Origin of the sequence: Streptomyces sp. NPDC090741 (genome assembly GCF_044769045.1) — a bacterium.
Lineage (GTDB): Bacteria > Actinomycetota > Actinomycetes > Streptomycetales > Streptomycetaceae > Streptomyces.
Genome location: NZ_JBIVXF010000001.1, coordinates 355454 through 368732, shown reverse-complemented (window position 1 = coordinate 368732; position 13279 = coordinate 355454). Strand labels below are relative to the sequence as shown.

Sequence of the window (13279 nt, the reverse complement as noted above, 5' to 3'; positions counted from 1 at the left end):
GCAGGTTTCGCGGAGAGGGGCGGGTGTGTCCCGTCCCTCTCCCCACGCCCATTAGAATTTGACCCAACACCCGGCTGACCCGCCGGGTGGTGACCCGAGGAGCCACCTTGGCTGCTGAGCTGCACGTCGAGCTGGTCGCGGCGGACCGCAATGTCTGGTCCGGCGAGGCCACCCTTGTTGTCGCCCGCACCACGTCCGGCGACATCGGCGTCATGCCCGGTCACCAGCCGCTTCTCGGTGTGCTGGAATCGGGCCCGGTGACCATCCGTACCAGCGAGGGCAACACTGTCGTCGCCGCGGTGCACGGCGGTTTCATCTCGTTCGCGGACAACAAGCTGTCCCTGCTGGCCGAGATCGCCGAGCTCGCTGACGAGATTGACGTCCAGCGGGCGGAGCGGGCACTGGAGCGCGCGAAGTCGGAGGCCGATGCGGCCGCCGAACGTCGCGCCGATGTCCGGCTGCGCGCGGTCACGGGGCACTGAGCCCCGTACCGAACAGGTTTGAGACCTCAGCCGCGGTCCGGTCTGGAATTTTCCAGACCGGGTCGCGGCTGAGGCGATGCAGGTCGTTTTTCGTTTGAGGTATTCGATGAGCGAGGAGGTCGGTGAAGATGCTCCTCGCTCTGCTTGTGAGCGGCCTGGTCGTAGCCCTGGTGGTGATCGGGCTGTTTGTCTTCGGGCTGCGCCGCAGACTGATCCAGCGTTCCGGCGGCACCTTCGACTGCAGCCTGCGCTGGGGCGTGTCCGAGGAACCCGACATCTCCGGCAAGGGCTGGGTGTACGGGGTCGCCCGCTACAGCGGTGACCGCATCGAGTGGTTCCGCGTCTTCTCGTACTCTCCGCGGCCGCGCCGGCTGCTGGAGCGCTCCTCCATCGAGGTGGTCGCCCGCCGCGCCCCCGAGGGCGAGGAGGAGCTGGCACTGCTGTCCGACGCCGTCGTGCTCGGCTGTCTCCACCGCGGGACCCGCCTGGAGCTGGCGATGAGCGAGGACGCGCTGACGGGTTTCCTGGCCTGGCTCGAGGCGGCGCCTCCCGGGCAACGGGTAAATGTCGCCTGAATTCCAAGCCCGTTGGATGGGGGTGCCCCCGGACGAAGTCCGGGGGAGGGTGAACGTGGCCTGAGCTCGCGAACGACGCGGAGAAGCCGGGGAGACAGGGGGCGGACCCCGTCTCCCCGGCTTCGTCGTTCACCGGGTCGGCAGTGCGCGGGTGTGGGCTACTGGAGACCGGTGTGGATCGCGCCCGCGAGCTCGCCGTTCGCCGTGTCGCCGCTGAACTCCCAGAAGAAGGCGCCCTTGAGGCCCTGCTGCTTGGTCCAGTTCATCTTCCCGGCGATGGTGGCGGGGGTGTCGTAGCTCCACCAGTTGCCGCCGCACTTGGCGTAGGCCGTGCCGGCGACGGTGCCGGTCGCCGGGCAGCTGCCCTTGAGCACCTTGTAGTCCTCGATGCCCTGCTCGTACGTGCCCGGGGCGGGCCCGGTGGCGGTGCCGCCGGGGGCGTCCTGGGTGACTCCGGTCCAGCCGCGGCCGTAGAAGCCGATGCCCAGGTTCAGCTTCGAGCCGGCGATGCCCTTGCCCTTGAGCTTGGTGATCGCGGCCTCGGAGTTGAAGCCGGCGATCGGGATGCCGGCGTACGAGGTGAGCGGGGAGTGCGGGGCGGTCGGGCCCTTGGCGTCCCACGCGCCGAAGAAGTCGTACGTCATGACGTTGTAGAAGTCGACGTACTGGGAGGCACCCGCGTAGTCCGCGAGGTCGAGCTTGCCGCCGTTGGAGCCGTCGGCGGAGATCGCGGCGGTCACCAGGTTGCTGCCGCCGAACTTGGTGCGCAGCGCGGACAGGACGTTCTTCAGGGAGGCGGCGCCGCTGGTGTCGCAGGACAGGCCGCAGGCGTTCGGGTACTCCCAGTCGATGTCGATGCCGTCGAAGACGTCCGCCCAGCGCGGGTCCTCGACCAGGCTGTAGCAGGAGTCGGCGAAGGCGGCCGGGTTGGCCGCGGCCTGGCCGAAGCCGCCGGACCAGGTCCAGCCGCCGAAGGACCACAGCACCTTGATGTTCGGGTACTTCGCCTTGAGCTTGCGCAGCTGGTTGAAGTTGCCGCGCAGCGGCTGGTCCCAGGTGTCGGCGACCCCGTCGACGCTCTGGTCGGCGGTGTAGGCCTTGTCGTAGTCGGCGTAGGCGTCACCGATGGTGCACTTGCCGCCCTGGACGTTGCCGAACGCGTAGTTGATGTGGGTGATCTTCGCGGCGGAGCCGGAGGTGACCAGGTTCTTCACGTGGTAGTTGCGCCCGTAGACGCCCCATTCGGTGAAGTAGCCGAGCTCGACCTTGCCGCCCGGGTCCGGGGGAGTGGTGCCGCCGCCGGTCGTGGTGACCGAGGCGGAGCCGGAGGCCGGGCCCGTCTGGTCGGCGGTGTCGCGGGCGATGACGCTGTACGTGTAGGTCGTGCCCTTGGTCAGGCCGGAGTCGCCGTAGCTCGTACCGGTGACGGTCGCGACCTTGGCGCCGCCGCGGTAGACGTCGTAGTTCTTGACGCCCTTGTCGTCGGTGGCCGCGGCCCAGCCGATGGTCAGCGAGGTGTCGGTGACGCCGCTCGCCGTGGGGGTGCCGGGGGCCGACGGCGGGCTGTCGGTGGGGGTCGAGCCGCCGTCGCAGGAGCCGCCGTTGACCTTGCAGCCGCTGGGGGCGCCGGAGCCGGCGCCGTTGAAGCCGAAGCTGATCGTGGCACCGGGGGCGAGGGTGCCGTTCCAGCCCACGTTCTTGCCGGTCCAGTGGGTGCCGGAGCTGGTGACGGTGGCGTCCCAGGCGGAGGTGACCGTCGTGCCGGAGGGGTAGTCCCACTCCACGGTCCAGCTGGTGAGGGTGGTGGTGCCGGTGTTCTTCACCGTCCACTTGCCCTCGAAGCCGGTGCCCCAGTCGGAGACCTTGGCGTACGTGGCCGTCGCGGAGGCGGCGGCCTGGGCGGGGCCGGCGAGGGCCACGAGTCCGGTGATGGGCAGGGCGAGGGCGGCCACGGTCGCGGCGAGCCTTCGCAGCAGTCGCATGCGGGGTGGGGGTGCCGTGCCAGGTGCCGTGCCTGTTGTGCTTGCTGTGCTCAAGGGTGCTCCTCCGTAGGTCCGTCGCGGTCGTGGGGCCGACCGGGACTGGGGATGGGACCTGCGCCGCCCGTGAGCACGCTTGTCATGGCACGCTCACCACAGTTGCCGCGAGCGTAGAAAGGTCTGGACCAACCGTCAAGAGGTCCAGACCTTCACTCCGGTGGGCCTCTAGAGGCCCAACTCCTGGGCCAGCACGGCCGCCTGGACCCGGCTGCGCAGCTCCAGCTTCCCCAGCAGCCGGCTGACGTGCGTCTTCACCGTCGCCTCCGCCATCACCAGCCGCAGCGCGATCTCCGCGTTCGAGAGCCCCTCGCCCAGACAGCCGAGCACCTCCCGCTCCCGCCGCGTCAGCGAGGCCACCGCCGCGGCCGTCTCCGGCGACACCGGGGTCTTCACGGGCTGCGGAGCGGCGAACTCGGCGATCAGCCGCCGGGTCACCGCCGGGGCGATCAGGCCCTCCCCGCGCGCGACCGTCCGTACCGCCTCGATCAGCTCCGCCGCGTCCGCGTTCTTCAGCAGGAAGCCCGCCGCCCCCGCGCGCAGGGCGCCGAACACGTACTCGTCCAGGTCGAAGGTGGTGAGGACCAGGACGTCCGCCAGCCCCTCCGCGACCACCTGGCGGGTCGCCGACACCCCGTCGAGCCGCGGCATCTGCACGTCCATGAGGACGAGGTCCGGGCGCAGCTCCCGCGCCAGGCGCACGGCCTCCTCCCCGTCCGCCGCCTCGCCCACGACCTCGATGTCGCCCGCGCTGCGCAGGATCAGCACCAGCCCGGCCCGTACGGCCCTCTGGTCCTCGGCCACCACCACCCGGATGCTCATCCGGTCACCGCCTTCTCCTCCGCGGGCAGCTCCGCCCGCACCAGCCACACCGATCCCGTACGGCCCGCCGTGAACTCCCCGCCCAGCAGCTCCGTCCGCTCCCGCATGCCGATCAGCCCGGCCCCCGAGCCGGGGGCGCGGGGGCCCGGCCGGTCCCCGTACGGGGACTCCACCCGTACGGTCAGCAGCCCGTCCGCGCGCGCCACGCGGACCCGGACCGTGCCCGGGGCGGCGTGCTTGAGGGTGTTCGTCAGCGACTCCTGGACGATCCGGTACGCCGCCAGCTCCACGGGCGCCGGCAGCTGCTCCCCGGGCGGCCGGTCGTCGAGGAGTACGAAGTCCAGCCCGCTCGCGGCGCCGTTGACACGGGCCTGTTCCAGCAGGGCGTCGAGCCCGTCGAGGGAGGGCGTGGCGACCGCCTCCTGCTCGGCGCCCGCGTCCCGCAGCAGCCCGATCAGGCGGCGCATCTCGGCCAGCCCCTGCACGCTGTTCTCCCGGATCACCCCGAGGGCCTCCCGGCTCGTCCCGGGGGAGTCGATGGACAGCGCGGCCGTGGAGTGGATGGCGATGGCGGAGAGGTGGTTGGCCACCATGTCGTGCAGCTCGCGGGCCATCCGGGCGCGCTCGGCGACGACGGCCTGGCTGCGGTCCATTTCGGCCAGCAGCGCGGTCTGCTCGGCGCGCAGCCGGGCCGCCTCGGCGGCCTCGCGGTGGTTGCGCAGGGTGGCGCCGGTCAGGGCCGGGCCGAAGCAGACGATGCCGGTGATCACGCCGATCATCAGGGACTGCGGGGTGCGCAGCCAGGCCACGGAGGCGATGGTGACGGCGATGGTGATCAGGCCGGTGGAGACCGGGAGCCGCCGGGCCATGGCGGGCTTGCCGTAGACGACGGCCGCGTACATCAGGTCCGTGAAGATCAGGACCGTGGCGAGATTGCCCACGGTGAACTGGTCGGCGACCACGCCGATCGTGCCGACGATCAGGGTGGCGTTGGGCGCGGTGCGACGCAGCAGCTCCATCGGGCCGAGCGCGAGGAGCGGGACGAGGGCGGCCCACGGGGGGAGGAAGTGCCGGTTGCTCGTGCTGTAGATGCCGAGCGACCAGAGCAGCAGGCCCGCGAGCACGCTGAACACCGCGAGGAGGACGTCGTCGCGGTGGGGGCGGAAAGCCTTGGCCGGGGTGGGGATCGCGGCCGATGTCGGGATCGGGGTCGGCTTGGTCGGGGTCACGGTCCCATCCAACAGGGTGGGGGAGGGCAGGGCGTCGCCTCCGGGGCGGAGGCCGGGCGAAGCGGCGCTACACCGAAGGATGCAGTCGCGGTTCGTCACCGGCGACGACGAAGCGGGACGGATCGGGCGGGAGGCTGGATCCACTGGTTGTCGAAGCGGCAACGGAAGGGAGAATCCGGTGCTCGTCGTACTGATCATCGCCTGCGAGGTCGGCTTCTGGGTGCTGCTGGCCGGGGGACTGGCGCTGCGCTACCTCGCGAAGATGCCGACGCTGGGGGCGGCGGTCCTGCTGTGCGAGCCGCTGCTGGAGCTGGTCCTGCTGGTGGCCACCGCCGTGGACCTCAAGAACGGCGGCGAGCCGAGCTGGAGGCACGGCCTGGCCGCGCTCTACATCGGCTACACCGTCGGCTACGGCCACTACACGGTGAAGTGGCTCGACCGGCACGCGGCGTACCGCCTCGCCGGGGGCCCGAAGCCGCCCGGCCCGAAGTACGGCAGGGCCAGGGCGGTCCACGAGTGGAAGCTGTGGATCCGCACGCTGCTCGGGGCGGCCGTCGCGCTCGGGCTGCTCCAGGGCGCGATCTGGTACGTGGGCGACGCGGCCGACACCGGCAGCCTGCAGAGCTGGCAGTACGTCGCCCTGCGCGTGCTCGCCATCCAGGCCGTGATCGCCGCCACGTACACGTTCTGGCCGCGCAAGCCCCCTGCGGACCGGCCGCAGGAGGAACGGGCCGCGGCCGAGCGCTAGCGCTCGCCGCCGGGCACCCAGAGGACGTCGCCGACCTCCTTGTTGGCCGTACGGGCCAGAATGAAGAGGAGGTCGGAGAGGCGGTTGAGGTAGGTCGCGGTCAGCGGGTTCATCACCTCGCCGTGCACCTCCAGGGCCGCCCAGGTGGAGCGCTCGGCGCGGCGGACCACGGTGCAGGCCTGGTGCAGCAGGGCCGCGCCGGGGGCGCCGCCGGGGAGGATGAAGCTGCGCAGCTTCGCCAGCTGCTCGTTGAAGGTGTCGCAGTCGGCTTCGAGCTTGTCGACGTAGAACTGCTCGACGCGCAGCGGCGGGTACTCGGGGTTCTCGACGACCGGCGTGCAGAGGTCGGCGCCGACGTCGAACAGGTCGTTCTGTACCCGTACCAGGACCTTCACGACATCCTCCGGCAGCCCGCCGAGGGCGATCGCCGTGCCGATGGCCGCGTTGGCCTCGTTGGCGTCGGCGTAGGCGGAGATCCGCAGGTCGGTCTTGGCCGTCCGGCTCATGTCGCCGAGAGCGGTCGTGCCCTTGTCGCCGGTGCGGGTGTAGATGCGCGTGAGGTTCACCATGCGGCCAGCCTAGTGAGCCGTGCCGGAATCCCGCACGCGGACCTCTCGGCGGTGCCGCTCGGCCGTCTCCGGGTGAACTGGCTGCGGGCGGGGGGATGCTGGGCCGGATCGGTGTGATGTCCGTCAGTTGAGACGTGACGCGTGTTACTTCGCGGTCACACGAACCCCCGCTGGCGCTAGTCTCCGCCGGAGAGGCTACGAGACTGGGCCGTATGGAAGAACGTGGGGTGTGCAGTGGCTGGGAAGCTCGCCGTCATCGGTGCCGGACTGATGGGTTCCGGAATCGCTCAGGTCTCCGCTCAGGCGGGGTGGGACGTCGTACTGCGTGATGTCACCGACGCCGCGCTGACCCGCGGCACGGACGGCATCAAGGCCTCGTACGACAAGTTCGTCTCGAAGGGCAAGATGACGGCCGGGGACGCCGAGGCCGCGCTCGCCCGCATCAAGACCACCACCGACCTCGACGCGGTCGCCGACGCCGACATCGTCGTCGAGGCCGTCTTCGAGAAGCTCGAGGTCAAGCACGAGATCTTCCGCGCGCTCGACAAGCTCGTACGCGACGACGCGATCCTCGCGTCCAACACCTCCGCCATCCCGATCACCAAGATCGCGGCCGTGACGGAGCGTCCGGAGCGCGTCGTCGGCGCGCACTTCTTCTCGCCCGTCCCGATGATGCAGCTCTGCGAGCTCGTCCGCGGCTACAAGACGAGCGACGAGACCCTCGCGACCACCCGCGCGTTCGCCGAGTCCGTCGGCAAGACCTGCATCGTCGTCAACCGCGACGTCGCCGGCTTCGTGACGACCCGTCTGATCTCCGCCCTGGTCGTCGAAGCCGCGAAGCTGTACGAATCGGGCGTGGCCTCCGCCGAGGACATCGACATCGCCTGCAAGCTGGGATTCGGCCACGCCATGGGGCCGCTCGCCACCGCCGACCTCACCGGCGTCGACATCCTGCTGCACGCCACCAGCAACATCTACACCGAATCCCAGGACGAGAAGTTCGCTCCGCCGGAGCTCATGCGCCGCATGGTGGACGCCGGCGACATCGGCCGCAAGAGCGGTCAGGGCTTCTACAAGCACTGAAGCGACACTGAGCGCCAGTTCGAATATCCGCACCCACACGGGTGAATTAGGTATCGGTTCGCTCACAGTCGGCAACCTCGCTGCCCGAACGGCAGTCAGATGCAGTGAGAGTTGCCGACCGCGGACCAGTCGGATCCCTACGTACCCGTACCCAGGACTGCCGGGAGCACATATGCACATCAGGGGCGACCACGCCGAACTCGCTGTCGGGGGCCGCCTCGACGTGCGCAGCGCGGCGGACGCCCGTACGGCCCTCCACGCCGCCCTCGACGACGGCCACGGCGACCTCGTGCTGGACCTCACCGGTCTCGACTCCTGGGACGCGACCGGGCTCGGCGTGATCATGGGAGCCCACCGGCGGGCCGGCCGGACCGGCCGCCGCCTCGTCCTGCGCGGGGTGCCGCCGCAGATGCAGCGCCTCCTCGTCGCCACCCGGCTGCACCGCATCCTCGCGATCGAGGGCGGGCTGGAAGCGGAATCCCTCCCGAGGGTCTGACGCGGCCACCGTCCACCCTTCCTGCGGAAACGTAACGGTCCGGTGGTGATGGCACCCCTGCGGTTCCGTGCACGACCGGGCACCGTCTAGGGTTCGGGCGGAAACCGGACCCGTAGCGACAGCGGAATGTGCGAAGGCCGGACGGTACGACACGACGGCTACGGCGCAGGGCGCGATCGGGGGACTAGGTCATGGACCGCACACAGGGGCAGCCCGAACCGGTGGAGCAGCCCGCGACGGCACCCGCGGCGCCCGCGCCCGCGGTGACGGCTGCCGCCGGCCCCGCCGTCGCGCGCGTCGTCACCCTCACCGCCGGGGACTTCACGCTCACCGTGAACCCCGTCGACGGCAGCGAGATAGAACCGCGCCGGCCCGGCACCGGCGGCAGCGCCCCCGCCAAGCGCGACGCCGCCGACCGCGCCGCCCGGGACGCCGCCTCGCGGCCGCCGCTCCTGCCCGGCCCCGCCGCCCCGGCACCGCCGCTCCTCGCCCGCGAGGAGGAGCGCGAGCGCCTCGTACGGCTGCTGGGCCGCGGCCGCTCCGTACGGCTGACCGGACCCGCAGGCTCCGGCCGCAGCGCCCTGCTCGACGCGGTCGCCGCCGACTGCGCGCGCCTGGCCCCCGACGGCGTCGTACGGCTCAGCGGGTACGGGCACCAGCAGCCCGGCGAGCTGCTGCACGCGCTGTACGACGCCGTGTACGAGGCCTCGCGGGAGCGGCCCGAGCGGACCCAACTCCTCGCCCGCGTACGGGACATCGGCGCCATCGTGCTCCTCGACGACCTGGAGATGGGCGGCGCCCCCCTCGACGAGCTGCTGCGCGCCACCCCCGAGTGCGCCTACCTGCTGGCCGCCACCCCCGACACCCGCGCCCCCTCCGACGACTCGCACCTGGAGGAGGTCTTCCTCGGCGGGCTCGGCCGGGCCCACTGCGTGCAGCTGCTGGAAGCGGGCATAGGCCGGGCGCTGACCGAGGAGGAGACCGCCTGGGCGGGCGACCTGCGGTTCGCGTCGGAAGGACTGCCGCTGCGCTTCGTCCAGGCGGCGGCGCTGCTGCGCCAGCGCGACGAGCGAAACCTTTCCTCGGCCGGGGACGAGGACGAGGAGCCCGGAGTCTTCGAGGAGCGGCCGCGCGACGCCGCGTTCGTGGCGCTGCCGACGCTGGCCGAGGGCGCGGCCCCCGCCGAGCTCCTGGCCTCCCGGGTCAGCGAGTCGGCGCGGGCGGCGCTGCGGATCGCGTGCGCGCTGGGCGGGGAGCTCCCGCACCACGCCCACCTGCCGGCGCTCGTGGGGGACACCCACGCGGACGTGGCGGTCGCGGAACTGCTGGGCTGCGGACTGCTCACCCCGGTCGGCACCCGCTACCGGCCGGCCGCCGGGGTCGCACGGCAGCTGGAGGAGGCCGGGTACGGGGACACCGCGGCGGAGGAGGCCCGTACGGCCGCCCGCCACTACGCCTGGTGGACCGGACACGCCTCGGTGACCCCGGAGCGGGTGGCGGCGGAGGCCGACGCGGTGCTGGCGGCGCTGGCCGGCGCGGACGTGGTGGCCGCCGTACTGCTGGCCCGGACCGCGGCCCCGGCCTTCGCGGCCTCGCGGCACTGGGAGGCGTGGGAGCGGGTGCTGCGCTCGGGGGCCGAGGCGGCGCGGAAGGCGGGAGAGGTCGCGGAACAGGCGTACTTCCACCACGAGCTCGGCGTACTCGCGCTGTGCGAGGGGCGCCTGGACCGGGCGCGGGCCGAACTGGAGGCCTCCATAGGCCTGAAGGGCGCGCTCGCCGACAAGCGGGGCACGGTGGCGGGGCGGCGGGCGCTCGCGCTGGTGGCCGACCGCGAGAAGGCGGGGGTGGAGGTGTCGCCGCCGCTGCGGCTGGAGGCGCCGACGCCTGCTGGGACTGCGGGGGCTCCAGGGGCTGCGGAGGCGGTGACGGCGGCGCTGCCGGTGACCGCGCCCACAGCGCCACAGGTGGCAGCGGCGGCAGCGGTGGCCGCAGTGGCACCGGTCGTGCCGGTGATCGGCCGCTCGGAGGCCCCGACGACCCTCACGGAGGTGTTCGAGGAGGCCTTCCCCCTCACCCCGAAGCCGGCCCCGACGATGGCGCCCGTGCCCGCGCCGGCGCCGCGCAAGCAGTCGCGCCGCAAGCCGGTGCTGCTGGCCGCGGCGGGAGCGCTGACGGTCGTGGCACTGGGCACGGTGATGGCCCTGGCGATGACGGGCTCGGACGGCGACCCCCGGACCCCTGCGGGCGGGGACGGCCCGGCGGTGTCGTCGACGCCGAAGCCCCGGGCAACGGTGCCGGGTGTGTCGGGCACGAGCGGGAACGATTCTGCACCGGACCCGGGAACTCCGGCCCCCGAAGCCTCGGATCCGGGATCCCCGGAATCGACTCTGACCCCCGACCCGAACCAGCCGCCGCGCCCCCCGTCGCGCAAGCCGGTCTCGCCGCCGCCGTCGCAGAAGCCGTCCACGACCGGACCGAAGCCCCCGTCCCCGGACCCGTCGCCGACGCCGCCGACGGCAGAGCCCACGCCGACGCCGACTCCGACGCCCACCGCGACGGCCACACCGGCCAGCCCGTCGGCGACGGCGTAAGCCGCGCCGGGCGGGTCCGCCCGGGTCCGCCCGGGTCCGTCCGGCCCGCCGTCAGAACAGGCGGAGCTTGTCGTCCTCGATGCCGCGCAGGGCGTTGTAGTCCAGGACCACGCAGTCCATGCCGCGGTCCGTGGCCAGAACGCGGGCCTGGGGCTTGATCTCCTGGGCCGCGAAAATGCCGCGCACCGGCGCCAGATGCGGGTCCCGGTTCAGGAGTTCCAGGTAGCGGGTCAGCTGCTCGACGCCGTCGATCTCGCCGCGCCGCTTGATCTCCACCGCCACCGTGCGGCCGGAGCCGTCCCGGCACAGGATGTCCACCGGCCCGATCGCCGTCATGTACTCGCGCCGGATCAGCGTGTAGCCGTCGCCCAGCGTTTCGATGCGGTCGGCCAGGAGCTCCTGGAGGTGTGCTTCCACGCCGTCCTTGATCAGACCCGGGTCGATGCCCAGCTCATGGGAGGAGTCGTGGAGGACTTCCTCCATGGTGATGATGAGCTTCTCGCCCGCCTTGTTGACGACCGTCCAGACGCCGGCCTCGTCCCCGCTCCCCTCCTTGAGGGTGCAGGGGGGCGACATCCAGTTGAGCGGTTTGTACGCCCGGTCGTCCGCGTGGATCGAGACACTGCCGTCGGCCTTCACGAGGATCAGACGGGGTGCCGAGGGCAGATGGGCGGTGAGCCGGCCCGCGTAGTCGACGGAGCAGCGGGCAATGACGAGACGCATGGTCGGCAACGCTACTCGACGAGAAGCCCTCCACGCGATTCGCCCCCGAAAGCCCCGTTCGCCGATGGCGCGTTGTATGCGCATTCTCCTGGTGCGCCACCCACGGGGCGCCTACCGTGGTGAGCGGGAGGTGGCGGAGCGTGCACTCTGCGTCGCGGCCTCCTTCCCTGCCCGTAAGACTCCGGCAACCCAAACGGCCGGGGTCGCGAGAGGAGAACCCATGTCGCTCGACGTCTCACCGGCCCTACTCGAACAGGCCGAGCGAGGCGAGGTCGACGAAGCCGCTTTCGTCGACTGCGTCCGGACCTCCCTGCCCTACGCATGGGAGATGATCAGCTCGCTGGTGGCACAGCTGAAGGTGGACGGCGGAGAGTTCGCCGACAACCAGACGCCGCCGCCCGACGAGCAGGCGCGTGGACAGCTGCTGCGCGCTCTCGCGAGTGACGCGATACGTGGTGCGCTGCAGCGGCACTTCGGGGTGCGCCTGGCGTTCCAGAACTGCCACCGGGTGGCCGTGTTCCCGCTGGATCCCTCGTCGGACGACCGGCTCGCCAAGTTCACTTCGATCCGCGGCCAGCTGCTCAACCAGTCGCCCGAGCTCCGGGACTGCTGACCGTACGACCGGTATGACCCGTGACCCGCATGACCCGCATGACATGCCTGACGTGCAATGACATGCACAAGATCCGCACGACCGTACTTCGCTGCCGCTCCGTATCGGGGGAGGTGCCATTGATACCGGGGCGGCAGCCTCAGCCGAGACGGGGCAGGACCTCGGCGCCGAGGCGCCGTACGTTCTCCTCCGTCGCGGCGAGATCCCCGGAGCCCTCCGTCAGCAGCGCGAACCGCGTGATGCCCGTCCGCTCCGAGGTGGCCGCCAGCCGGTTCGCCGCCAGCCGCGGGGTGCCCACGGGGTGCAGATCGCACAGCAGCTCGGTGTACGCGAGGGGATCCCGCATCGCGCGCTCCCGGCCGTCCACCGTCAGGTGCGCGTCCAGCCCCTGCTTCAGCCAGCCCGGCATCGCCTTCAGCAGCGCCTCGCGGGCGTCCGCCGTACGGTCCGCCAGCTGGCACACGCCCGCCGACACGTGCGGGGCGTGCGGGTCGTGGCCCGCCGCCGCGGCCGTACGCCGGTACAGGGCGACCATCTCCGCCTTGTCCTCGTCCCCGCAGTGCATGCCCAGCAGCATCGGCAGCCCCCGCTCCGCGGCCAGCCGCACCGACGCGGGGGAGGTGCACGCGACGATCACTTCCGGCCCTGATCCGTCCCCGTCCAGCGCCTCCGACGGACGCGGTACGACGGCCACTTCGCGGAACCCGTACCGCTCGCCGGCAGCCGCCACCCGCGGCTCGGCCAGCCAGCGCCGCAGCAGGTCCAGGCCCTCCGGGAACTCCTTCTCGTAGGCGTCCAGCCCGCCGCCGAACACCTCCAGGTCCACCCAGGGCCCGCCCCGGCCCACCCCCAGCGTGAACCGGCCGTCCGAGGTCAGGTGCAGCAGCGCCGCCTGCTCACCGAGGGCCACCGGGTGCGTGTTCGGCAGCACGCTCACCGCCGTGCCCACCCGCAGCCGCCGGGTCCGCCCCAGCAGGAGCGCCGCCAGGGTCACCGCCGACGGGCAGACCCCGTACGGGACGAAGTGGTGCTCGGCGAGCCACACCGAGTCGAGCCCCGCCTCCTCGGCCACCTCGGCGGTCCGCACCGCCCGGTGCAGCGCCTCCCCCTGCCCCTGGCCCGGGAACTGGGCCGCCAGTACGAACGCTCCTACGCGCATCGCCTTTACCCTCCTCGTGGCTGACGCGGCCTCCCCCAGGTGGACCGGTTCATCTGATGGCAACAACGTCTGACACGTGCCAAAGGCACGGCCTGACACGAAAGTTATTGGGATAGTCGGGTCGGCCGACTGCGAGCGCCTCGCCGTCGGCCG

At 72.1% G+C, this 13279-nt stretch carries 13 protein-coding genes; 7 read left to right on the top strand and 6 right to left on the bottom strand.

The window, feature by feature from the left end; all coding sequences use genetic code 11:
* Positions 1-107: 107 nt before the first annotated feature.
* Together ACIQU4_RS01635 and ACIQU4_RS01630 are read left to right on the top strand one after the other, a co-directional pair.
* Positions 108-482, top strand: a complete 375-nt coding sequence (locus ACIQU4_RS01635; RefSeq protein ID WP_008738187.1) for a F0F1 ATP synthase subunit epsilon — start codon at positions 108-110, stop codon at positions 480-482.
* A 128-nt stretch (positions 483-610) separates the two neighbouring features.
* Entirely contained in the window at positions 611-1057 is a 447-nt protein-coding gene (locus ACIQU4_RS01630) for a DUF2550 domain-containing protein (protein ID WP_030153784.1), read from the top strand.
* 158 nt (positions 1058-1215) lie between these two features.
* On the opposite strand, the gene ACIQU4_RS01625 is transcribed toward ACIQU4_RS01630, so the two are convergent.
* From ACIQU4_RS01625 to ACIQU4_RS01615, 3 genes are all read right to left on the bottom strand, one after another.
* Positions 1216-3039, bottom strand: coding sequence for a glycosyl hydrolase family 18 protein (locus ACIQU4_RS01625; protein ID WP_403724449.1), 1824 nt, complete (start codon positions 3037-3039; stop codon positions 1216-1218).
* A gap of 222 nt (positions 3040-3261) precedes the next feature.
* Positions 3262-3915 (bottom strand): response regulator, encoded by a 654-nt coding sequence (locus ACIQU4_RS01620; protein WP_403724446.1) that lies wholly within the window; start codon positions 3913-3915, stop codon positions 3262-3264.
* Entirely contained in the window at positions 3912-5102 is a 1191-nt protein-coding gene (locus ACIQU4_RS01615; RefSeq protein ID WP_403725918.1) for a sensor histidine kinase, read from the bottom strand. The genes ACIQU4_RS01620 and ACIQU4_RS01615 overlap by 4 nt, the downstream gene beginning before the upstream one ends.
* A gap of 220 nt (positions 5103-5322) precedes the next feature.
* On the opposite strand from ACIQU4_RS01615, the gene ACIQU4_RS01610 reads away from it, so the two are divergent.
* Positions 5323-5892, top strand: a complete 570-nt coding sequence (locus tag ACIQU4_RS01610) for a hypothetical protein (protein WP_403724443.1) — start codon at positions 5323-5325, stop codon at positions 5890-5892.
* On the opposite strand, the gene ACIQU4_RS01605 is transcribed toward ACIQU4_RS01610, so the two are convergent.
* The gene (locus ACIQU4_RS01605; protein WP_403724440.1) at positions 5889-6461 is read right to left on the bottom strand and encodes a cob(I)yrinic acid a,c-diamide adenosyltransferase; all 573 of its coding nucleotides are present in this window, start codon (positions 6459-6461) and stop codon (positions 5889-5891) included. The genes ACIQU4_RS01610 and ACIQU4_RS01605 overlap by 4 nt on opposite strands.
* A gap of 234 nt (positions 6462-6695) precedes the next feature.
* On the opposite strand from ACIQU4_RS01605, the gene ACIQU4_RS01600 reads away from it, so the two are divergent.
* The 3 genes from ACIQU4_RS01600 (at position 6696) to ACIQU4_RS01590 (ending at position 10631) form a co-directional block, all read left to right on the top strand.
* The gene (locus tag ACIQU4_RS01600) at positions 6696-7544 is read left to right on the top strand and encodes a 3-hydroxyacyl-CoA dehydrogenase family protein (protein ID WP_403724437.1); all 849 of its coding nucleotides are present in this window, start codon (positions 6696-6698) and stop codon (positions 7542-7544) included.
* A gap of 172 nt (positions 7545-7716) precedes the next feature.
* A complete protein-coding gene (locus tag ACIQU4_RS01595) occupies positions 7717-8040 on the top strand; it encodes an STAS domain-containing protein (protein ID WP_133896866.1) in 324 nt (107 codons plus the stop codon).
* A 191-nt stretch (positions 8041-8231) separates the two neighbouring features.
* Positions 8232-10631, top strand: coding sequence for an ATP-binding protein (locus tag ACIQU4_RS01590; RefSeq protein ID WP_403724434.1), 2400 nt, complete (start codon positions 8232-8234; stop codon positions 10629-10631).
* 51 nt (positions 10632-10682) lie between these two features.
* On the opposite strand, the gene nucS is transcribed toward ACIQU4_RS01590, so the two are convergent.
* Complete coding sequence (nucS, locus tag ACIQU4_RS01585) at positions 10683-11354, bottom strand: endonuclease NucS (protein WP_403724431.1); 672 nt, start codon at positions 11352-11354, stop codon at positions 10683-10685.
* A gap of 220 nt (positions 11355-11574) precedes the next feature.
* Here nucS and ACIQU4_RS01580 point away from each other — a divergent pair, with 220 nt between their 5' ends.
* A complete protein-coding gene (locus ACIQU4_RS01580) occupies positions 11575-11967 on the top strand; it encodes an SCO5389 family protein (protein ID WP_403724429.1) in 393 nt (130 codons plus the stop codon).
* 139 nt (positions 11968-12106) lie between these two features.
* On the opposite strand, the gene ACIQU4_RS01575 is transcribed toward ACIQU4_RS01580, so the two are convergent.
* Positions 12107-13126 carry an LLM class flavin-dependent oxidoreductase gene (locus ACIQU4_RS01575; RefSeq protein WP_403724426.1) on the bottom strand — a complete coding sequence of 340 codons (1020 nt, stop codon included), beginning with the start codon at positions 13124-13126 and terminating at the stop codon, positions 12107-12109.
* Positions 13127-13279 lie beyond the last annotated feature (153 nt).

Bases quoted from the DNA above. Each gene is read 5' to 3' on its own strand.
- ACIQU4_RS01630 (WP_030153784.1), top strand. From the start codon at position 611: ATGCTCCTCGCTCTGCTTGTGAGCGGCCTGGTCGTAGCCCTGGTGGTG.
- ACIQU4_RS01625 (WP_403724449.1), bottom strand. From the start codon at position 3,039: ATGCGACTGCTGCGAAGGCTCGCCGCGACCGTGGCCGCCCTCGCCCTG.
- ACIQU4_RS01620 (WP_403724446.1), bottom strand. From the start codon at position 3,915: ATGAGCATCCGGGTGGTGGTGGCCGAGGACCAGAGGGCCGTACGGGCC.
- ACIQU4_RS01605 (WP_403724440.1), bottom strand. From the start codon at position 6,461: ATGGTGAACCTCACGCGCATCTACACCCGCACCGGCGACAAGGGCACG.
- ACIQU4_RS01595 (WP_133896866.1), top strand. From the start codon at position 7,717: ATGCACATCAGGGGCGACCACGCCGAACTCGCTGTCGGGGGCCGCCTC.
- ACIQU4_RS01590 (WP_403724434.1), top strand. From the start codon at position 8,232: ATGGACCGCACACAGGGGCAGCCCGAACCGGTGGAGCAGCCCGCGACG.
- nucS (WP_403724431.1), bottom strand. From the start codon at position 11,354: ATGCGTCTCGTCATTGCCCGCTGCTCCGTCGACTACGCGGGCCGGCTC.
- ACIQU4_RS01580 (WP_403724429.1), top strand. From the start codon at position 11,575: ATGTCGCTCGACGTCTCACCGGCCCTACTCGAACAGGCCGAGCGAGGC.
- ACIQU4_RS01575 (WP_403724426.1), bottom strand. From the start codon at position 13,126: ATGCGCGTAGGAGCGTTCGTACTGGCGGCCCAGTTCCCGGGCCAGGGG.